The organism is Arthrobacter sp. 05L428 (genome assembly GCF_056397665.1).
Genome location: NZ_JBFTNW010000005.1, coordinates 160,669 through 180,304, shown reverse-complemented (window position 1 = coordinate 180,304; position 19,636 = coordinate 160,669). Strand labels below are relative to the sequence as shown.

Here is a 19,636-nt window from a genome sequence, read left to right as displayed (position 1 = left end):
GGTCCGGCCGGTTTGCGATAATAGGCACATGCGATCTCTGGACAACCCTTCTGCCAAGCCGTCCGCGTTCAACGCGGCCACCGGAAAATTCTCGATGTTCCGCATCGGCGGTCTCGGGATGACGGTCTTCATCATCGCGTTCCTGGTGGCCGTCATCTTCGCGGCGAACCAGAACGACGTCGTGGGCTGGGTTGTCGCGGTCATCGCCGCCTTTTGGCTCGCTCTGGCGTCGTTCGTGGTGTTCAGCATCCAGCGGGCTGCCAAGAAAGCCGGCGCCAAGCTGAACGAGGCGCAGAACGCGTTCAACTCCGCGGTGGGCCGGGCGCCGTCGTCCGGCAGCGCCGACCACGGCGGCACCCGCCTTGTCGGCGACCGCCGCGGAGCGGACGAGGTCCGCGACATGAAGCTGGACCACTCCTTCAAGATTGTCCAGGTGCAGGTCCGCGTGGTGGAGCAGGAACAGGCCAAGGGCGGCGCCGCAGACCAGGACACCATTCGCCGGGCGCTGGAAACCATCGAGATCACGGCCACCAATGCACGGGACATGATCAAGTCCGCGGATGGCACCGACCAGCCGGTCCACGGAACCATCATCGACTAGAGTGGAACGGGTGAGCTCGGCATTGAAGAAGGACCACCTTCGCATCGCATCGGTTAACGTCAACGGCCTCCGCGCCGCCTACAAAAAAGGCATGGCGGAATGGCTGGCGCCGCGTGAGGTCGATATCCTCTGCCTCCAGGAAGTGCGCGCGCCTGATGCGATCGTCCACGAGCTCCTCGGCGAGGGCTGGCACATCCTGCACGCCGAGGCCGAGGCCAAAGGCCGGGCCGGCGTCGCCATTGCCTCCCGCACCGAGCCCGTCGCCACCCGTTCCGGCATCGGCGACGACTACTTCGCGACGGCTGGCCGCTGGGTGGAAGCCGACTACATTGTCCGCGACGCCGCGGGCCAGGCCTCGCAGCTGACCGTGGCCAGCGCCTACGTGCACTCCGGCGAGGCCGGCACCCCGAAGCAGGATGACAAGTTCCGTTTCCTGGACGTGATGGCAAACCGGCTGCCGGAGCTGGCCAAGCACAGCGACCATGCCCTGGTGGTGGGCGACCTCAACGTCGGCCACACCGAGCTGGACATCAAGAACTGGAAGGGCAACGTCAAACGTGCCGGCTTCCTGCCCGAGGAGCGTGCCTACTTCGACCGCTTCTTCGGCGAGGAAATCGGCTGGAAGGATGTTCACAGGGGCCTGGCGGGTAGCGTCGACGGCCCCTACACTTGGTGGTCGCAGAGGGGACAGGCCTTCGACAACGACACCGGCTGGCGCATTGATTACCACATGGCCACGCCCGCTCTCGCCGCCGCGGCGGTGTCAGCAGTTGTTGACCGGGCGCCGTCCTGGGACACACGCTTCTCCGACCACGCCCCGCTGGTAGTGGACTACCGGCTCTAGTCTTAAGGTTCCTCCCATGACCTCTCCTTCAAACGCGTCGACTCTGGCCGGCGTCGACGCCGGCGTCGCACTGGACGCCGTCGTCTCACCCGCCGGACAGGCTCCGGCGGTTCCCGGTGCCAGGCACCGCATTCTCTCCGGCATGCAGCCCTCCGCCGACTCGCTGCACCTCGGCAACTACCTCGGTGCCCTCGTCAACTGGGTCAGGATGCAGGACGAATACGACGCCGTCTTCTTCATCCCGGACCTGCACGCGATCACGGTGCCGCAGGATCCTGCCGAGCTGGCCCACCGCACCCGCGTCACCGCCGCGCAGTACATTGCCGGCGGCGTCGACGTGGACAAGTGCACGCTCTTCGTCCAGTCCCAGGTCCCGGAACACGCCCAGCTGGCCTGGGTGCTCAACTGCATCACCGGCTTCGGCGAGGCCTCCCGGATGACCCAGTTCAAGGACAAGGCCCTGAAACAGGGCTCGGACCAGGCCAGCGTCGGACTCTTCACCTACCCGATCCTGCAGGCCGCGGACATCCTGCTCTACCAGCCGCACGGCGTGCCGGTGGGGGAGGACCAGCGCCAGCACGTGGAGCTGAGCCGCGACCTCGCGCAGCGCTTCAACACCCGCTTCGGTGAGACCTTCACGGTGCCCCAGCCCTTCATCCAGAAGGAGTCGGCCAAGATCTACGACCTGCAGCACCCGACGGCGAAGATGTCGAAGTCCGCGGAGTCGCCGGCCGGCCTGATCAACCTGCTGGACGACCCCAAGGTGATCGCCAAGCGGATCAAATCCGCCGTGACGGACGCGGAAACCGAAATCCGCTTCGACCGCGAGAACAAGCCCGGCGTCTCCAACCTGCTGACGATCTACTCGGCCATCAGCGGGCAGAGCGTGGAGCAACTCGTCGCCGCGTATGAGGGCAAGATGTACGGCCACCTCAAGGTGGACCTCGCCGAGGTGGTCACGGAACACCTGAGCCCGATCCGGGACCGGGCGAACCAGTTGCTGGACGATCCTGCGGAGCTGGACCGGCTGCTCGCCCTGGGCGCGGACAAAGCCCGGGAGATCGCCTCGGTCACCCTCCGGGACGTCTACGCCAAGGTCGGCTTCCTGCCCTACGCCGGAGCACGGGGAGTCCACTAGCGCAATGTCCTCTGCCAGCAAAGTCACCGCCAACGACACCGGGCGCGCCGTCCACCACAGCGCACGCAAGGGTTCAGGCGCCGCACCCCACCAAAGTGCGGCGGCCGGCAACGGACAGACCCCGGATGAGGGCATCAGCATCGGCGTCATCCTCGGTTTCCCGCGGGAGATCGCCGAGGAACTGCAGCGTTGGCGGGCCTCCTTCGGGGACCCGATGGCCGCGTCCATACCGGCGCACATAACCCTGGTCACCACCACCATGACGCAGGACTGGGAAGCAACCCGCAACCACGTCCGCGAGGTGGCGCGGGGGCAGGAGCCGTTCACCGTGACGATCGCCGGCACCGGGTCCTTCCGCCCGGTATCGCCGGTGGTCTACCTGAACGTCGAGGCCGGTTTCGGCGAGTGCGTCAGGCTGCACCAGCAGCTCCAGACCGGGCCGCTGGAGCGCGAACTGCCGTTTGCCTACCACCCGCACGTCACCGTGGCCCACGACGTGGCCCCGGAAAGCCTCGACGAGGCCGAGACGGCGCTGAAGAATTACAGGGCCAGCTTCCCGGTGGCTAGCATGGGACTTTACGAGCACGACGACAACGGCATCTGGCAGCTACGGGAAGAGCTTGACTTTGGCACCGAACCTGACGACCACCGAGGCGCGGCCGGCGCAACAGGCGCCCGCTGAACCTCCGCTTCCCACCGACCTCGCCCAGCTGAGGCTGGAAGTCATCCGGAAAAGGGTGGACTGGGGCAAGGCTCGGCGCTCCGCCGGCGGAGGCCTGGCCGCGCCGCTGGCCATGGTCCAGTGGCTGCTCGCCCGGCTCAACGTGTTCCGGCCGATGCGGGCCTTCCGGCATTACAACCTGCAGCACGGCCCGCTGATGAGCGCCGGCATCGGCTTCAACATGTTCTTCTCCATCACCGGCCTGCTGGCCACCGGCTTTTCGATCGCCGGGCTGTTGCTGCGCGGCCAGCCGGCGCTGCTGGACAAGGTCATCGGCAGCGTCGCCACCAGTGCCCCCGGACTGCTCAAGGTCGGCGGCCGGGAGGGGCTGGTGGACCCGCAGGAGCTGCTGAACCCCAGCGGCCTCGGCTGGACGGCGGTGATCGCCGCCGTCGTCACCGTGGTGACCTCGCTGGGCTGGATTGCCGGCCTGCGTGACGGCCTGCGCGGCGTGCTGCGGCTTCCCCCGCTCAAGGTCAACCCGGTCCTGTTGAAACTGCGCGACACCGGCACCCTCCTGCTGCTCGGCGTCGCCCTGGTGATCAGCGCCGGTGCCTCGCTCGTGTTCGGCACCGCCGCCGGCTGGGTGGCCGAACAGCTCCACCTGGACCCGCTGGTGGCCGGCCCGCTGACCACGTCCATCAAGATCGCGGTGCCGCTGGTTCTGGGCTGGGTGACCGCGCTGATCATGTTCCGGCTCGCCGGCGGGCTCAAACTGCAGCGCCGGGCCCTGCTGGAAGGCACCATCCTGGCCGCGGTGGGCACCAGCGTCCTCCAGATCTTCAGCGCCGAACTCCTCGCCAGCGCCGGCCGGAACCCTATCCTCGCGCCCTTCGCCATCATCATCGGCCTGCTCATCTGGTTCAACCTGGTCAGCCAGGTCTACCTCGTCTCGGCCGCGTGGTCAGCGATCCGCGAAGAGGACGTCACAACCGCCCCGTCCGCCAGGACTGCCGGCTGGGGTGCACGCCAGGTCCAGCCCGGGAAGACGCCGGCCGAGCAGCGGGAGCGACGCCGCCCGGCGGCTAGCTTCCGGCGTCGAGGTACTGATCGGCCCACGCCGAAATAATCCTGGCGGCGCGGGCTGCCTGGCCCTTGCCGGTGAGCAGGTGGTCGGAGCCCTCGAGCGAGACGAAGCTGCGCGGGTGCCGCGCGGTCTGGAAGATGCTGCTGGCATTGTCGATGCCCACCGTGTTGTCGGTGGGGGAGTGCAGCACCATCAGGGGCTTGTGCAGCCGCCGAATGCAATCGGTCAGGTCCGCGTTTTCCAGGTCCTCGACGAAATGCCGGCGGATCTCCACCCGCTTGCCGCCGAGGTCCACCTCGGCGCTGCCCTCGCTCAGGATGCGGTCCAGCGCGGCGTCAAAGACATGCGCGACGTGCTTGGGCGAGAACGGTGCGCCTACCGTGGCGACGGCGTCGAGTTCCGGGATGCTCCCGGCGGCCGCCAGCACCGCGGCCCCGCCGAACGAGTGACCCACGAGCAGCGAGACGGCGCGGCCGGAGTCGCGCATGAACTCGGCCGCCCGGACGGTGTCCGCCACCTTGTGGCTGAAGGACCCCTCGGACCAGAGCCCCGCGGACTCGCCCAGGCCGAGATTGTCGAAGCGGAGCATGCCCACCCCGTTGTCCGCCAGCGCCTTGCACATCCGTGAGGCCGAGGGGCTGTCCTTGCCCAGCGTGAAGCCGTGGGAGAACACGCCCCAGCCTTTTACCGGACCCTCGGGGAGGTCGATGACGCCGGAGAGCAGCTCGCCGGTGGAACCTTCGAAGGACACTTTTTCGGAGCGGGACACGGGGGCCCTTTCATTTAGGGGGCTTACGACGGCGGCGCCCCCACCGGAGGGTGGGAGGCGCCGTCGTCGTTGGAGCTGGTGGCAGGTGTGCGCTAGATCTTGCGGGCCAGGATGGCCTGCTTGACCTCGGCGATTGCCTGCGTGACCTGGATGCCGCGCGGGCAGGCCTCGGTGCAGTTGAAGGTGGTGCGGCAGCGCCACACGCCTTCCTTGTCGTTGAGGATCTCCAGGCGCATGTCGCCGGCGTCATCACGGGAATCGAAGATGAAGCGGTGCGCGTTGACGATCGCGGCCGGGCCGAAGTACTGGCCGTCGGTCCAGAACACCGGGCAGGACGAGGTGCACGCGGCGCACAGGATGCACTTGGTGGTGTCGTCGAACCGTTCGCGGTCCTCGGCGGACTGCAGGCGTTCCTTGGTCGGCTCGTGGCCGCGGTTGATCAGGAAGGGCATGACTTCGCGGAAGGACTGGAAGAACGGCTCCATGTCCACGATCAGGTCCTTTTCCACCGGCAGGCCCTTGATCGGCTCGACCGTGATGGGCTTGGAGGTGTCCAGGTCCTTGAGCAGGGTCTTGCAGGCGAGGCGGTTGCGGCCGTTGATGCGCATGGCATCGGAACCGCAGACGCCGTGGGCGCAGGACCGGCGGAAGGAGACGCTGCCGTCAATCTCCCACTTGACCTTGTGCAGGGCGTCCAGGACACGGTCCGTGCCGTACATGGTGACGTGGAAGTCGTCCCAGGTGGACTCGTCGGAGACCTCCGGGTTGTAGCGGCGCACCCGCAGGTGGACGTCGAAGGACGGGATGTCCCCGCCGCCGCCGACGCCGGCGGGCAGTTCGATCTTGGAGGCTGGCTCAGCGAGTTCAGCGGTCATCTTAGTACTTCCTCACCATCGGCTCGTAGCGCGTAAAGACCACCGGTTTGGTGGCAAGCCGGATGCCGGCAATCGACTCGGCGGAACCGTCCGCCGGTGCGTGGTCATCCTTGTACGCCATGGAGTGCTTCATGAATTTTTCGTCGTCGCGCTCGGGGAAGTCCTCGCGGAAGTGTCCGCCGCGGGATTCCTCGCGGTGCAGGGCCGCCACGGTCATGACCTTGGCGAGCTCCAGCAGGAAGCCCAGTTCCACGGCCTCGAGCAGGTCCAGGTTGAAGCGCTTGCCCTTGTCCTGGACGTTGATGCGCTGGTACCGCTCCTCGAAGGACGCGATGTCCTTCAGGACCTGGTTGAGCGTCTCGGCGGTGCGAAACACCTGCATGTTGGCGTCCATGGTGTCCTGCAGTTCCTTGCGGATCTGGGCCACCTTTTCGGTGCCGTCAGAGGTGCGGACGTGCTCCAGCAGGTTCAGCGTGTAGGCCTCGGGATCCGCGGGCAGTTCCACGAAGTCCGCGGTCTTGGCGTATTCGGCGGCGGCGATGCCCGCGCGCTTGCCGAAGACGTTGATGTCCAGCAGCGAGTTGGTGCCCAGCCGGTTGGAACCGTGCACCGAGACGCAGGCAACCTCGCCCGCCGCGTAGAGGCCCGGGACGACGGTGTCGTTGTCCTGCAGGACCTCGGCGCTGATGTTGGTGGGGATGCCGCCCATGGCGTAGTGCGCCGTCGGGAAGACCGGAACCGGCTCCGTGTACGGCTCCACACCCAGGTAGGTGCGGGCAAACTCGGTGATGTCCGGGAGCTTGGCGTCGATGTGCGCCGGCTCGAGGTGCGTCAGGTCAAGCAGGACGTAGTCCTTGTTCGGGCCGCAGCCGCGGCCTTCACGGACTTCGTTGGCCATGGAGCGGGCCACGATGTCGCGCGGGGCGAGGTCCTTGATGGTGGGTGCATAGCGCTCCATGAAGCGCTCACCCTCGGAGTTGCGCAGGATCGCGCCTTCGCCGCGGGCGGCCTCGGAGAGCAGGATGCCCAGGCCGGCCAGGCCGGTCGGGTGGAACTGGAAGAACTCCATGTCCTCCAGCGGGATGCCGCGGCGGAACGCGATGCCCATGCCGTCACCGGTGAGGGTGTGCGCGTTGGAGGTGGTCTTGAAGACCTTGCCGGCGCCGCCCGAGGCGAACACCACGGACTTGGCCTGGAAGACGTGCAGTTCGCCGGAGGCGAGGTCGTAGGACACGACGCCGGCAACGCGCTTCTGCTTGTACGCCGTGCCGTCCTCGCGGACTGCGTCTTCCTCGACGGTGAGCAGGTCGAGGACGTAGTACTCGTTGTAGAACTCGACGTTGTGCTTGACGCAGTTTTGGTACAGCGTCTGCAGGATCATGTGGCCGGTGCGGTCCGCGGCGTAGCAGGCACGGCGGACCGGAGCCTTGCCGTGGTCGCGGGTGTGGCCGCCGAAGCGGCGCTGGTCGATCCGGCCCTCGGGCGTGCGGTTGAACGGCAGGCCCATCTTCTCAAGGTCCAGGACGGCGTCGATCGCTTCCTTCGCCATGACCTCGGCGGCGTCCTGGTCCACCAGGTAGTCGCCGCCCTTGATGGTGTCGAAGGTGTGCCACTCCCAGTTGTCTTCCTCGACGTTGGCCAGGGCTGCACACATGCCGCCCTGTGCCGCGCCGGTGTGGGAGCGCGTGGGGTAAAGCTTGGTCAGTACTGCTGTTCGCGCACGCTGACCGGATTCGATCGCGGCGCGCATGCCAGCGCCACCGGCACCGACAATGACGACGTCGTACTTATGGACCTGCATACCAGATGCTCTTTCTCTCAAAATTCGCTGTAAAACACCGCCGGCGGAGCCTGCGCAGTGAAGTCTCGTGATCCCTGTGTCCCGCGCGGGCAGGCAAGGATCAGCGCCCGGAGGCCCGGGCCGCTACGGAGCGGGGCAGAACCCGCCGGGCAGCTGCACGCCGTCGACCACTGGGCACGGGTTGAAGGTGAAGATCACCAGCGTGCCGAGGATGATGATGGCTGCGGCCGCGGCGTAGAGCACGATCTTCAGCCAGAGACGCGTCGCGTCCTTTTCGGCGTAGTCGTTGATGATGGTGCGCACGCCGTTGGTGCCGTGCAGCATGGCGAGCCACAGCATGGCCAGGTCCCAGACCTGCCAGAACGGGTCGGCCCACTTGCCGGCCACGAAGCCGAAGTCGATCGCGTGGATGCCTTCGCCCACCAGCAGGTTGACGGTCAGGTGGCCGAAGATGAGGACCACGAGGACGACGCCGGAAAGCCGCATGAAGAGCCATGCCAGCATTTCGAAGTTGCCCTTGGACGAACCGCTGCGGCGGTACTGCGGCGCAATCTTGCCGCTGCGCGGACTCTGAATGGTTGCACTCATGGCTTAGTGACCTCCGAGGGCGAGGGACAGGTGGCGGATGGAGAAGCCGACCATGACGACGACCCAGAGGGCCAGGACCGTCCACAGCATCTGGCGCTGGTACTTCGCGCCCTTCTTCCAGAAGTCGACGGCGATGATCCGCAGGCCGTTGAAGGCGTGGAATACGATCGCTGCGACGAGGCCCGTTTCACCCAGGGCCATAAGGGGGTTCTTGTAGGCACCGATCACGGCGGTGTAGGCCTCGGGGGACACACGCACCAATGAGGTGTCCAGCACGTGGACCAACAAGAAGAAAAAGATCACTACACCGGTAACGCGGTGTCCAACCCAGGACCACATGCCTTCACGGCCGCGGTACAAGGTGCCAGCTGGTTTTGTCGGCACTGAATAAACCTCCCTGCAACACAGCGGCGCTGGCATGGGATCCACGCGGGGGGAACGCCTGCTGCGAGAGCACTCGTAAGCTCAAGCCTAAATCTAGGCTTCGCCCTCAGCTTATTCAATTCAGCGGATCGATGGTGACGGCGCCCGGCGCGGTTTTTGGCCGCTTTTGAGACGAACGCCACATTCGCTTGCGCCGCCGTCGACTCCGTTTGCGTGCGTTGCGTGCCAACTCCGGGGTGTGCAGGCGGCGTTCCGCTAAAGTAGCCGTGATGACTACAGACAATATGGCCAGCCATGACTCACCCCAGGACGCTGCGGCGGACTCCCCGCTGCGGCGTTTCATCGCGGTGATTCCGGCAGGCGGTGTGGGGACCCGGCTCTGGCCGCTGTCCCGGGCCGCCGCCCCCAAATTCCTGCACGATCTCACCGGATCCGGCAGCACGTTGCTGCGCGCCACCTACGACCGGCTGGAACCCCTCGCCGGCAGCCGCGTGCTGGTCGTCACCGGAACGGCGCACCGCGAGGCCGTGTGCCGCCAGCTGCCCGAGGTGCGCGAGGCGGACCTGGTGCTGGAGAGCGAGCCCAAGGACTCGGGTGCGGCCATCGGCCTCGCCGCGGCGATCCTGTTTGAGCGCGATCCGGAAACGATCATGGGTTCCTTCGCCGCGGATCAGGTCATCAGCCCCGACGCACTGTTCCAGGACGCGGTCCGTGAGGCCATCCACACGGCGGCCGCCGGCAAGATCGTCACCATTGGCATCAAGCCCACGCACCCGTCCACCGGCTTTGGCTACATCCGCGCCGGCGACAAGTTGAGTGTGCCCGGCGCCCCGAGCGCCCACACAGTCGTCGAATTCGTCGAGAAGCCCAGCGAGGAAGTCGCCCAGCAGTACGTGGACAGCGGCGAGTACGTCTGGAACGCGGGCATGTTCGTCGCGCCGGTCTCGCTCATGCTCAAGCACCTGGAGGCCAACCAGCCGGAACTCTTCGCGGGCCTGCAGGAGATTGCCAAGGCCTGGGACACCCCGCTGCGCGACGAGGTCACCTCCCGCGTCTGGCCAACCCTGCCCAAGATCGCCATCGACTACGCGGTCGCCGAGCCCGCCGCGGCAGCCGGGGACGTCGCCGTCGTGCCCGGCACCTTCCGCTGGGACGACGTCGGGGACTTCGCCTCCGTGGGCCGGCTCAACAGTGCCAAGGAAGTCGACGACGTCACCGTGATCGGCGAGGGTGCCCGGGTCTTCACTGAGAACTCGAGCGGCGTGGTGGTCTCCGACACCAAGCGTGTGATCGCCCTGATCGGCATCGAGGATGTGGTGATCGTGGACACCCCCGATGCCCTGCTCGTGATGACGAAGGCGCATTCGCAGCGGGTCAAGGCCGCCGTGGACGCGCTCAAGGCCAGCGGCGACACGGACGTCCTCTAGTCCCCTTCAGGTAAGCGGGACTGTACTGCCGTAACCGTCCGGCTGCGATGCCGCTATTTTTCTGACTCTCGCTAGAGTGATTGTGTGCGCAATTACACTACTGAAGCTGAGCCAACCACCCTGGTGGGGCCGTGGCTGGAGCCACTCCTGCCGGAGCTGATCGCCTTCCGCCGCGACCTGCATGCGCACCCCGAGCTGTCCTTCAAGGAGTTCCGCACCACGGATAAGCTGGCCAAGCGGCTTGAGGCTGCCGGCCTGGCCCCGCGCCGGCTCGAGGGTACCGGGCTGACCGTGGATGTCGGCGAGGGCCCCATCGCCACCGCGCTCCGCGGCGACATTGACGCCCTGCCCATCATCGAGGAGACCGGACTGCCGTTCGCGTCCAAGAACCACGGCGTGACGCACGCCTGCGGCCACGACGTCCACACCACCACGATGCTGGGCATCGCCCTGATCCTGCAGCGGATGCACGACTCCTCGCCGCTGGGCGGCACGGTGCGGATCATCTTCCAGCCGGCGGAGGAGACCATGCCCGGCGGGGCGCACGCGTGCATCGAACAAGGTGTGCTGGAGGGGGTGCCGCGGATCCTGGCGCTGCACTGCGACCCCCGGATCGAGGTCGGCAAGATCGGCACCCGGATCGGCGCCATCACCTCGGCGTCGGACACCATCAAGATTGAACTTAGCGGCCGAGGCGGCCACACCTCGCGCCCGCACCTGACCGAGGAACTCGTCTTCGCCCTCGCGCAGATCGCCATCAACGTCCCGGCCGTGCTCTCCCGCCGCGTCGACGTCCGCAGCGGGGTGTCCGTGGTCTGGGGACACATCTCGGCTGGCTCCGCACCGAACGCCATCCCGGCGAGCGGCTACATGGCCGGCACCATGCGCTGCCTGGACCGGGATGCCTGGCACAGCGCGGGGGAGATCCTCGACGAGGTGGTGCAGCAGATCGCAGCGCCCTACGGCGTCGACGTGCACCTGGAGCACACCCGCGGCGTGCCGCCCGTAGTGAACTCCGAACACGAGACCGCGCTGATCGAGGCTTCGGCCCGGGCCGAAATCGGCGAGAGCTCCGTGGTGCTGACGCCGCAGTCGATGGGCGGCGAGGACTTCGCCTGGTTCCTCGCGGACCTGCCCGGCGCGATGATGCGGCTGGGCACGAAAACCCCCGGCGGCGAGGAGTACGACCTGCACCGCGGCGACTACATCCTGGACGAACGCGCCCTGGGCCTCGGCATCCGGGTGCTCACGGCGGCGGCCCTCCGCACCCTCCGCGACCTCTAGGGCAGGCGCCAGCCGACGCTCCGGAGCCGCACCTTCGCCTGCTCAAGGGCGGGCGTGCCCGCGGAAATTCCCCACCTTTCCCTTCGCGGGGCCGGGACGCGCCAGCGCTGCCTGCGGACACGCCGTCGGCGCCCCTTGAAGGTGGGGAAATCCGGCGGGCGACTCCACCGGTAAATGCGTTGTGCACAACTCAGTTGTGCGCAACTTAGTTGTGCGCTAAGGTTTTTAGGTGAGCAAAACTGATTCCCCTGCGTCCGCCGGGACCGACGCCCCCCGCCTGGACAGGCAGGTGTGCTTCGCCATGTACTCGGCTTCGCGGGCCGCTACCGCCGTCTACCGGCCCATACTCGAGGAACTCGGACTGACGTACCCGCAGTACCTCGTGATGATGGTGCTCTGGGAGGACCAGCCCCGCAGCGTCCGCGAGCTGGGCGAGGAACTCGGGCTGGACTCCGGAACCCTCTCGCCGCTGCTCAAGCGCCTCGAGTCCCTGGGATACGTGGAACGACGGCGGTCCGCGGCGGACGAACGGCGCGTCGAGGTCTTCCTCACTGAGTCCGGCGCCGCCCTCAGCGCCCGTGCCACCGGAATTCCGCAGCGGCTCGCCGATGCCGCCGGACTCTCCGCTAACGAGCTCGACCAGCTCCGCGAGACCCTGGGCCGGCTCACCGCCGCGCTGCAGTCCGGCCGCTGACCGGCCCCGCCAATTGCGGGCTGCGGCCGCGCGGCAACCCCACAAGCTTCCCTTCCCCCAACAGATTGGAATCCCCATGAAGACCCTCTATACGGCCGAAGCACTGGCCTCCGGCGAAGGCCGCGACGGCAACGCGCAGACGTCCGACGGCAAACTCAATGTCACCCTGGCCAGCCCGGTTGAGCTCGGCGGCAACGGCGAAGGCACCAACCCCGAGCAGCTCTTCGCCGCCGGGTACGCCGCCTGCTTCCACTCTGCCCTGCGCCTGGTGGGCCGCCAGCAGAAGGCGGACCTGACCGACTCCGCCGTCGCCGCGAAGATCCACCTCGGCGCCCTCGACGGCGGCTCCGGCTACGGCATCGCCGCCGAACTCGAGATCGCGCTGCCGGCCGTGGACCGCGAAACCGCCGAAGCGCTCGTCGCCAAGGCCCACGAGGTCTGCCCCTACTCCAACGCCACCCGTGGCAACATCACCGTAGACATCACCATCCTGGAGGTCGCCGCATGAGCACCGAGAACAGCACCCTTCCCGCCACCACCCGAGAGATCCAGCTGGCCTCCCGCCCGCACGGCCGCCCCGTGCCGGAGAACTTCCGGCTGGCCGAATCCCCGCTGCCGGAGCTCCAGGACGGCCAGGTCCTGGTCCGCAACCTGTTCATCTCCGTGGACCCCTACATGCGCGGCCGGATGAACGACGTGAAGTCCTACTCCGCGCCGTTCGCCCTGGACGCCGCCATGGAGGGCGGCGCCGTCGGCGAGGTCATCGCCTCCCGCTCGGCCGACCGCGCGGTTGGGGACACTGTGGTGCACAGCCTCGGCTGGCGCGAGTACGCCGTCCTGGACGCCGCCGCGACGACGCCGGCCCGCACCGACCTGGCCCCGGCGTCGGCCTTCCTGGGTGCCCTCGGCATGACCGGCCTGACCGCCTACGCCGGACTGCTCAAGGTCGCCGAGTTCAAGCCGGGCGAGGCCGTCTTCGTTTCCGGCGCAGCCGGCGCCGTCGGCTCGCTGGTGGGGCAGATTGCCAAGGCCATGGGCGCCTCCCGGGTGATCGGCAGCGCCGGCACCCCGGAGAAGGTGGCCCGCCTGCTGGAGCTCGGCTTCGAGGCCGCCTTCAACTACCATGACGGCCCGGTCCGGGACCTGCTGAAGGAGGCCGCGGGGGAGAAGGGCATCGACGTCTACTTCGACAACGTCGGCGGCGAGCACCTCGAGGCCGCGCTGTCCGTGCTCAACGTCGGCGGCCGCGTCGCCATGTGCGGCGCCATCTCTCAGTACAACTCCACCGAGCCGACGCCGGCCCCGCGGAACCTCATGCTGGCCATCGGCAAGCAGCTGACCCTCAAGGGCTTCCTGGTGGGCGGTTACTGGCAGTACATGGGCGAGTTCGTCGAGAAGCTCTCCGGCTGGCTGGCCGACGGCACCGTCCGTTACGACGAGACCGTGGTGGACGGGCTGGAGAACGCACCGCAGGCCTTCATGGACCTGCTGGAGGGCGCCAACACCGGCAAGATGCTGGTCCGCCTCTAAGCTAACTCCGCCTCCAGCGCAGGCGCGAACGTTGCCCCTGGGGCCCCGATTTCCACGATTTCGGGGCCTCACGCGTACGGTCGCGCGGGAACGGCGCAGCGCTTGGTAACAAGTTCTCAACAATCTGTGAAATGGCTGTGAAGTGTGTTACTCGACGTGTTCCATGACACTAAAGTAACTTGCATCAGTGCGCCTCGGCGCAGTGCTGCGAATCCGTCAGTGACAACAGTGTTTCGGGGGAAAACCGGAAGCAGACACTCATTGAACTCCCGTCGTAGCGCCTATCTCTTTCTTCCTGGAGGAACTTTGACGAACTCACTGCGCGCAACTTTCAAGCGCGGTTCAATGGCCGGCGTCGCCACCGCAGGTGCGGCCGCTTTGCTGCTCACCGGTTGCGGGGCTGCCCCGACCGCCAGCAGCACCGCCAGCGCAAGCGCCAGCAACTACACCGGCTGCATCGTGTCCGACTCCGGCGGATTCGACGACCAGTCGTTCAACCAGTCCTCCTACGAGGGCCTGAAGAAGACCGAGAAGGATCTCGGCATCAAGGTCAACCAGGTCGAGTCGAAGACCAACAACGACTTCGAGCCGAACCTGCGCGCCATGGTCACTGCCGGCTGCAACCTGACCATCACGGTCGGCTTCCTGCTCGGCGACGCCACCAAGGCCCAGGCCACGGCGAACCCGGACAAGCACTTCGCGATCATCGACTTCGGCTACGACAAGCCGATCGCCAACGTCAAGCCGATCATCTATGACACGGCCCAGGCTGCCTTCCTGGCCGGCTACCTCGCCGCGGGCACCACCAAGACCGGTACCGTCGCGACCTTCGGCGGCATCAAGATCCCCACCGTCACCATCTTCATGGACGGCTACGCCGACGGCGTGAAGTACTACAACGAGAAGAAGGGCAAGAACGTCAAGGTTCTTGGCTGGGACAAGGCCAAGCAGGACGGCTCCTTCACCGGCGACTTCGAGAAGCAGGACAAGGGCAAGCAGTTCACCCAGAACTTCCTGGACCAGGGTGCGGACATTGTCATGCCCGTCGCGGGTCCGGTCGGCAAGGGTGCAGGCGCAGCGCTGAAGGAAGCCAAGGCAGCAGGCAAGGACGTCAAGCTCATCTGGGTTGACTCCGACGGCTTCCTGACCGCCCCGGATTACAAGGACATCATGCTCTCCTCCGTGATGAAGCAGATGGGCGAGGCCGTTGAGACCGTCGTGAAGGAAGACACGGAAGGCAAGTTCACCAACACGCCTTACGTCGGCACCCTCGCGAACGACGGCGTCCAGCTGGCTCCGTTCCACGACCTGGACTCCCAGGTTCCGGCCGAACTGAAGTCCGAGCTGGACCAGATCAAGAAGGACATCGCCGACGGCAAGCTGAAGGTTGAGTCCGCAGCCAGCCCGAAGGCGTAACTTCCGCCGCTAAGCGCCACGGCCCGGACGGTCCCAGACCGCACGGGCTGTGGCGCTTTTCGTTGCGGCTACTCTTGGCCGCAGCGCTGGCGGCAGGCACTAGGCTGGTTCTGCAGCCCCATCACCCCGTCCGGTCGTGACCCGGACACACTTCGAGATTGGTCAGAGTTTTGAAACTTGAACTCAAGGGGATCACCAAACGCTTCGGCTCCCTGGTAGCCAACGACCACATTGACGTGGTCGTTGAACCCGGGCAGATCCACTGTCTGCTCGGCGAGAACGGCGCCGGCAAGTCCACGCTGATGAACGTCCTCTACGGGCTCTACGAACCCACCGACGGCGAAATCCTCATCGACGACAAACCCGTCAGCTTCCGCGGCCCGGGGGACGCGATGGCGGCAGGCATCGGCATGGTGCACCAACACTTCATGCTGGTCCCGGTCTTCACGGTCGCCGAAAACGTGGCCCTCGGGGCGGAAACCACCAAGGCCGGCGGCTTCCTCAATCTCGATGACACCCGCCGGAAGATCCAGGAGATCTCCGACCGGTACGGCTTCGACGTCGACCCCGACGCCCTGATCGAGGACCTGCCGGTCGGCGTCCAGCAGCGCGTGGAGATCATCAAGGCCCTGGTCCGCGACGCCAAGGTGCTCATCCTCGACGAGCCCACCGCCGTGCTGACCCCGCAGGACACCGACGAGCTGCTGGACATCATGCGCCAGCTCAAGAGCCACGGAACCTCGATCGTCTTCATCTCGCACAAGCTGCGCGAGGTCAAGGCCGTCTCGGACACCATCACGGTGATCCGGCGCGGCAAGGTCGTCGGCACGGCCAGCCCCACGGCCTCGACGACGGAACTCGCCTCCATGATGGTGGGCCGGGCAGTCAACCTGACCCTGGACAAGGCCCCGGCCCGGCCGCAGGAGACCACGTTCCAGGTCAAGGACCTCACCGTGATCGCACCGAGCGGCCAGCACGTCGTGGACGGGATCAGCTTCGACATTGCCCGCGGCGAGATCCTGGCCGTCGCCGGCGTGCAGGGCAACGGGCAGACCGAGCTGACCGAGGCGATCCTCGGCCTGCAGGACCGGGTCCACGGCTCCATCCTGCTCGACGGCGAGGAGTTGGTGGGCCGCAGCGTCAAGGACGTGCTGAAGGCCGGCGTCGGCTTCGTGCCCGAGGACCGCTCGGTGGACGGTCTGATCGGAACGTTCTCGATCGCCGAGAACCTGATCCTGGACCGCTACGACCAGGAACCGTTCGCGAAGGGCATCAGCATGAGCCCGGCGAAGGTGCTGGAAAACGCGAAGACCCGGATCGACGAGTTCGACGTGCGCACCCCGTCCGGCTCGCTCGCCGCGGGCACCCTGTCCGGCGGCAACCAGCAGAAGGTGGTCATGGCTCGCGAGCTGTCGCGCCCGCTGCGCCTCTTTATCGCGTCCCAGCCGACCCGCGGCGTCGACGTCGGCTCCATCGAGTTCCTGCACAAGCGGATCGTAGCGGAACGCGACCACGGCACCCCCGTGATGATCGTCTCCACCGAACTCGACGAAGTGATCGAGCTGGCGGACCGGATCGCTGTGCTTTACAAGGGCAGGCTGGTGGGCATCGTCCCGGCCGGCACCGGACGTGACGTCCTGGGCCTCATGATGGCCGGCCTGTCGCCCGACGAGGCCCACGCCGACGGCACCAAGACCCCGGCAACCGCAGCCGCCGCCCCGGCCGCCGCCGCCCAGCCCGCACAGGAGTCCACCTCCGGCGCCGTAGGAGAGCACCATGACTGAAACCAACCGGCCACGCCACGCGGCTGAATCCGATCCGGCGAAAACCGCGGGAACCGCAGCCCAGCCAACCGCGACGCCGAACACCCCCGACGTCGAAACCGCCGAAACCACCGACGCCACGGACGCCACCACCGCCACCTCGCTGGACACCGCTGGCGGGGCGATGCGCCCCTCGGCCGTCCCGGTCTCGGGCCAGAGCGGCATCGTCCCCGGCGGCCCCGACTCGCTCATGCGCAAAATCTTCACCGGAAGCGGCATGGTCTCCGTGCTGGCCGTGCTGCTCGCGCTGATCCTCGGCGGCCTGCTGATCGCCAGCACGGACAAGGCCGTCAGCGCGAGCGCGGGCTACCTCTTCGCCCGGCCCAGCGACTTCTTCTCCGCCGTCTGGTCCGCCGCTACCCGCTCCTACGTGGCGCTCTTCCAGGGCTCCGTGTTCAACCCCCGCGGCACCGGCGCGGCCGGGCAGTTCGCCCCGCTGATGGAAACCCTCACCATCGCCACCCCGCTGATCACCGCCGGCCTCGGCGTCGCCCTGGCCTTCCGCGCCGGACTCTTCAACATCGGTGCTCAGGGCCAGATCATCATGGCCGGCATCCTCGCCTCGTGGGTCGGCTTCGCCCTGCACCTGCCGATGGGCCTGCACCTGCTGCTGGTCCTCGTGGCCGGCATCCTCGGCGGCGCCCTCTGGGCCGGCCTGGTCGGCTTCCTCAAGGCCCGCACCGGCGCCCACGAGGTGATCCTGACGATCATGTTCAACTACATCGCGCTGTACTTCCTGCGCTACCTGCTCAACACCCCCGCGTTCCAGCGGCCGGGCGAGACCAACCCGATTTCCCCGATCCTGGACCCCAGCGCCGTCTACCCGCAGATTTTGGGCACCCAGTACCGGCTGCACCTGGGCTTCATCCTGGCCATCGCGGCGACCGTCTTCGTCTGGTGGGTGCTGAACCGCTCCACGATCGGCTTCGAATTCCGGGCCGTCGGCGCCAACCCGAAGGCCGCCCTGACCGCCGGCATCAACGTCCCGCGCGCCACCATCCTGGTGATGGCCATCGCGGGCGCCCTCGCCGGCATGTCCGGCGTCGCCCAGGTGGCCGGCACCGAAAAGGTCCTCACCGACGGCGTCGCGGCCACCTACGGCTTTGACGCCATCACGGTTGCGCTGCTGGGACGCTCGACGCCGTGGGGCACCTTCGCCGCAGGCCTGCTCTTCGGCGCCTTCCGCGCCGGCGCCGTCCAGATGCAGATCCAGACCGGAACCCCGATCGACATCGTGCTGGTGGTCCAGTCGCTGATCGTGCTCTTCATCGCCGCCCCGCCGCTGGTGCGGGCGGTGTTCGGCCTGAACCCGCGCAAGAAGAAGGCCGTCAAGGCCAACAAGTCCAAGACGGCAGCAACCACCGGAGTAGCAGCATGAGCACAACAGCAACGTCGCCCCAGCCGGGGAAGCCGCAGCCTGCACCCCTGGACGGAGCTCCCGCGGCCAAGCACCACCACACGGCCGTGACCGCCAAGCCCGTGACCTGGAAGCTCCCGGTCACCCTGCTGGTGCTGGCCATCGTGGCGTTCGTCTTCTTCGGACTGATGGGGCCGCACCAGACCGCCAAGTTCGGAATCTCCACCGGGAGCGACTTCTTCCAGCTGCCGGCCCTGGAGGTTCAGGCCTTCCTCGGCGGCATCGTTCTCTCGGTGATCATGCTGGCGCTGGCCGGCTATGCCGTGTTCCTCAAGACCCGGAACCGCAAGGTCCCGGGCTGGGTCACGATCGCCTTCATCGCGCTGTTTGTCGCCGCGTTCCTGATCTGGGTGGTCGGCGGGGCCCGCACCACCAGCATTTCCCTCGCCGGGCTGATCGCAGGGTCCGTGACCCTGGCCGTGCCGCTGGTCTTCGGCTCCCTGTCCGGCGTGCTCTGCGAACGCGTCGGCGTCGTGAACATCGCGATCGAAGGCCAGCTCCTGGGCGGCGCCTTCACGGCCGCGATCATCGCCACCCTGACGCACAACCCCTTCCTGGGCCTGCTCGCGGCGGCCATCGCCGGGGCCCTCGTCTCCATGATCCTGGCCCTGTTCAGCATCAAGTACGTGGTCAACCAGATCATCGTCGGCGTCGTGCTCAACGTCCTCGTCTCCGGCGTCACCGGCTTCCTGTTCAGCACGGTCATGCAGGCGGACAAGGAGAAGTTCAACTCTCCCGCGCACCTGGATCCGATCACCATCCCGGTTTTGGGCGACATCCCGCTGATCGGCCCGATCCTGTTCAAGCAGTCCTTGATCGGCTACCTGATGTACATCGCCGTGATCGTGGTCTGGGTAGGGCTGTTCAAGACCAAGTGGGGCCTGCGCGTCCGCGCCGTCGGCGAACACCCGCAGGCAGCCGACACCATGGGCATCAAGGTCAACGCCACCCGCTTCTGGAACGTCACCCTCGGCGGCGCCATCGCCGGCATCGGCGGTTCCTTCTTCACCCTCGTGGCGATCGACAGCTTCACCAAGGAAATCTCCGGCGGACGCGGCTTCATCGCCCTGGCCGCACTGATCTTCGGCCGTTGGAACCCGATCGGCGCCTTCTTCGCGGCGCTGCTGTTCGGCTTCGCCGACAACCTGCAAAGCATCGTGACGATCATCGGCACCCCGGTTCCGAGCCAGTTCATGGCGATGCTGCCGTACCTCGTGACGGTGCTCGCCGTGGCCGGGCTCGTCGGACGCTCCCGGCCGCCGGCGGCCAGCGGCATCCCGTACGTGAAGGGCTGACC

19 protein-coding genes are annotated in these 19,636 nt (G+C 67.2%); 14 read left to right on the top strand and 5 right to left on the bottom strand.

Annotated elements, in window-relative coordinates; all coding sequences use genetic code 11:
- Nucleotides 1-28 precede the first annotated feature (28 nt).
- Genes AC1DH3_RS11675 through AC1DH3_RS11655 form a run of 5 tightly spaced genes read left to right on the top strand, consistent with a single transcriptional unit; the run spans nt 29 to nt 4,373 of the window.
- The gene (locus AC1DH3_RS11675) at nt 29-601 is read left to right on the top strand and encodes a hypothetical protein (protein WP_441418523.1); all 573 of its coding nucleotides are present in this window, start codon (nt 29-31) and stop codon (nt 599-601) included.
- 10 nt (nt 602-611) lie between these two features.
- The gene (locus tag AC1DH3_RS11670; protein ID WP_441418522.1) at nt 612-1,445 is read left to right on the top strand and encodes an exodeoxyribonuclease III; all 834 of its coding nucleotides are present in this window, start codon (nt 612-614) and stop codon (nt 1,443-1,445) included.
- Nucleotides 1,446-1,461: 16 nt separating this feature from the next.
- Complete coding sequence (gene trpS, locus AC1DH3_RS11665) at nt 1,462-2,583, top strand: tryptophan--tRNA ligase (protein ID WP_441418521.1); 1,122 nt, start codon at nt 1,462-1,464, stop codon at nt 2,581-2,583.
- A 4-nt stretch (nt 2,584-2,587) separates the two neighbouring features.
- Nucleotides 2,588-3,265, top strand: a complete 678-nt coding sequence (locus AC1DH3_RS11660) for a 2'-5' RNA ligase family protein (protein WP_441418520.1) — start codon at nt 2,588-2,590, stop codon at nt 3,263-3,265.
- A complete protein-coding gene (locus tag AC1DH3_RS11655) occupies nt 3,210-4,373 on the top strand; it encodes a YihY/virulence factor BrkB family protein (protein WP_476909392.1) in 1,164 nt (387 codons plus the stop codon). The genes AC1DH3_RS11660 and AC1DH3_RS11655 overlap by 56 nt, the downstream gene beginning before the upstream one ends.
- On the opposite strand, the gene AC1DH3_RS11650 is transcribed toward AC1DH3_RS11655, so the two are convergent.
- From AC1DH3_RS11650 to sdhC, 5 genes are all read right to left on the bottom strand, one after another.
- Nucleotides 4,330-5,100 (bottom strand): alpha/beta hydrolase family protein, encoded by a 771-nt coding sequence (locus AC1DH3_RS11650; RefSeq protein WP_476893268.1) that lies wholly within the window; start codon nt 5,098-5,100, stop codon nt 4,330-4,332. The two genes, AC1DH3_RS11655 and AC1DH3_RS11650, sit on opposite strands and share 44 nt — an antisense overlap.
- Nucleotides 5,101-5,192: 92 nt before the next feature.
- A complete protein-coding gene (locus AC1DH3_RS11645) occupies nt 5,193-5,975 on the bottom strand; it encodes a succinate dehydrogenase iron-sulfur subunit (protein WP_138770016.1) in 783 nt (260 codons plus the stop codon).
- Between the two features lies 1 nt (nt 5,976).
- Nucleotides 5,977-7,776 (bottom strand): succinate dehydrogenase flavoprotein subunit, encoded by a 1,800-nt coding sequence (sdhA, locus tag AC1DH3_RS11640; RefSeq protein WP_441418517.1) that lies wholly within the window; start codon nt 7,774-7,776, stop codon nt 5,977-5,979.
- 123 nt (nt 7,777-7,899) lie between these two features.
- Nucleotides 7,900-8,364 carry a succinate dehydrogenase hydrophobic membrane anchor subunit gene (locus AC1DH3_RS11635; RefSeq protein ID WP_175323591.1) on the bottom strand — a complete coding sequence of 155 codons (465 nt, stop codon included), beginning with the start codon at nt 8,362-8,364 and terminating at the stop codon, nt 7,900-7,902.
- Between the two features lie 3 nt (nt 8,365-8,367).
- A complete protein-coding gene (gene sdhC, locus AC1DH3_RS11630; protein ID WP_082575171.1) occupies nt 8,368-8,748 on the bottom strand; it encodes a succinate dehydrogenase, cytochrome b556 subunit in 381 nt (126 codons plus the stop codon).
- Between the two features lie 269 nt (nt 8,749-9,017).
- On the opposite strand from sdhC, the gene AC1DH3_RS11625 reads away from it, so the two are divergent.
- The 9 genes from AC1DH3_RS11625 to AC1DH3_RS11585 all read left to right on the top strand — a co-directional run bounded on the left by AC1DH3_RS11625 (nt 9,018) and on the right by AC1DH3_RS11585 (nt 19,634).
- Nucleotides 9,018-10,175: a mannose-1-phosphate guanylyltransferase gene (locus tag AC1DH3_RS11625; protein ID WP_441418516.1), complete on the top strand. Its 1,158-nt coding sequence runs from the start codon at nt 9,018-9,020 to the stop codon at nt 10,173-10,175.
- Nucleotides 10,176-10,259: 84 nt separating this feature from the next.
- Nucleotides 10,260-11,459: an amidohydrolase gene (locus tag AC1DH3_RS11620; RefSeq protein ID WP_476909372.1), complete on the top strand. Its 1,200-nt coding sequence runs from the start codon at nt 10,260-10,262 to the stop codon at nt 11,457-11,459.
- Between the two features lie 301 nt (nt 11,460-11,760).
- Nucleotides 11,761-12,153 (top strand): MarR family winged helix-turn-helix transcriptional regulator, encoded by a 393-nt coding sequence (locus tag AC1DH3_RS11615; protein ID WP_476909391.1) that lies wholly within the window; start codon nt 11,761-11,763, stop codon nt 12,151-12,153.
- Between the two features lie 76 nt (nt 12,154-12,229).
- On the top strand, nt 12,230-12,661 hold the full coding sequence (locus AC1DH3_RS11610) for an organic hydroperoxide resistance protein (protein ID WP_441418514.1): 432 nt from the start codon (nt 12,230-12,232) through the stop codon (nt 12,659-12,661).
- Entirely contained in the window at nt 12,658-13,683 is a 1,026-nt protein-coding gene (locus AC1DH3_RS11605; protein WP_476893267.1) for an NADP-dependent oxidoreductase, read from the top strand. The genes AC1DH3_RS11610 and AC1DH3_RS11605 overlap by 4 nt, the downstream gene beginning before the upstream one ends.
- 306 nt (nt 13,684-13,989) lie before the next feature.
- On the top strand, nt 13,990-15,099 hold the full coding sequence (locus AC1DH3_RS11600) for a BMP family lipoprotein (protein WP_441418512.1): 1,110 nt from the start codon (nt 13,990-13,992) through the stop codon (nt 15,097-15,099).
- Between the two features lie 170 nt (nt 15,100-15,269).
- Nucleotides 15,270-16,883: an ABC transporter ATP-binding protein gene (locus AC1DH3_RS11595; RefSeq protein WP_476909371.1), complete on the top strand. Its 1,614-nt coding sequence runs from the start codon at nt 15,270-15,272 to the stop codon at nt 16,881-16,883.
- Nucleotides 16,876-18,300 (top strand): ABC transporter permease, encoded by a 1,425-nt coding sequence (locus AC1DH3_RS11590; protein ID WP_441418511.1) that lies wholly within the window; start codon nt 16,876-16,878, stop codon nt 18,298-18,300. Before AC1DH3_RS11595 ends, AC1DH3_RS11590 begins: the two co-directional genes overlap by 8 nt.
- Entirely contained in the window at nt 18,297-19,634 is a 1,338-nt protein-coding gene (locus AC1DH3_RS11585) for an ABC transporter permease (protein WP_441418510.1), read from the top strand. Before AC1DH3_RS11590 ends, AC1DH3_RS11585 begins: the two co-directional genes overlap by 4 nt.
- Nucleotides 19,635-19,636: the final 2 nt, after the last annotated feature.

Excerpts from the sequence above, each read along its gene's own strand:
- AC1DH3_RS11675 (WP_441418523.1), top strand. The coding sequence starts at position 29 with ATGCGATCTCTGGACAACCCTTCTGCCAAGCCGTCCGCGTTCAACGCG.
- trpS (WP_441418521.1), top strand. The coding sequence starts at position 1,462 with ATGACCTCTCCTTCAAACGCGTCGACTCTGGCCGGCGTCGACGCCGGC.
- AC1DH3_RS11660 (WP_441418520.1), top strand. The coding sequence starts at position 2,588 with ATGTCCTCTGCCAGCAAAGTCACCGCCAACGACACCGGGCGCGCCGTC.
- AC1DH3_RS11645 (WP_138770016.1), bottom strand. The coding sequence starts at position 5,975 with ATGACCGCTGAACTCGCTGAGCCAGCCTCCAAGATCGAACTGCCCGCC.
- sdhA (WP_441418517.1), bottom strand. The coding sequence starts at position 7,776 with ATGCAGGTCCATAAGTACGACGTCGTCATTGTCGGTGCCGGTGGCGCT.
- AC1DH3_RS11635 (WP_175323591.1), bottom strand. The coding sequence starts at position 8,364 with ATGAGTGCAACCATTCAGAGTCCGCGCAGCGGCAAGATTGCGCCGCAG.
- AC1DH3_RS11625 (WP_441418516.1), top strand. The coding sequence starts at position 9,018 with ATGACTACAGACAATATGGCCAGCCATGACTCACCCCAGGACGCTGCG.
- AC1DH3_RS11615 (WP_476909391.1), top strand. The coding sequence starts at position 11,761 with ATGTACTCGGCTTCGCGGGCCGCTACCGCCGTCTACCGGCCCATACTC.
- AC1DH3_RS11610 (WP_441418514.1), top strand. The coding sequence starts at position 12,230 with ATGAAGACCCTCTATACGGCCGAAGCACTGGCCTCCGGCGAAGGCCGC.
- AC1DH3_RS11605 (WP_476893267.1), top strand. The coding sequence starts at position 12,658 with ATGAGCACCGAGAACAGCACCCTTCCCGCCACCACCCGAGAGATCCAG.
- AC1DH3_RS11590 (WP_441418511.1), top strand. The coding sequence starts at position 16,876 with ATGACTGAAACCAACCGGCCACGCCACGCGGCTGAATCCGATCCGGCG.
- AC1DH3_RS11585 (WP_441418510.1), top strand. The coding sequence starts at position 18,297 with ATGAGCACAACAGCAACGTCGCCCCAGCCGGGGAAGCCGCAGCCTGCA.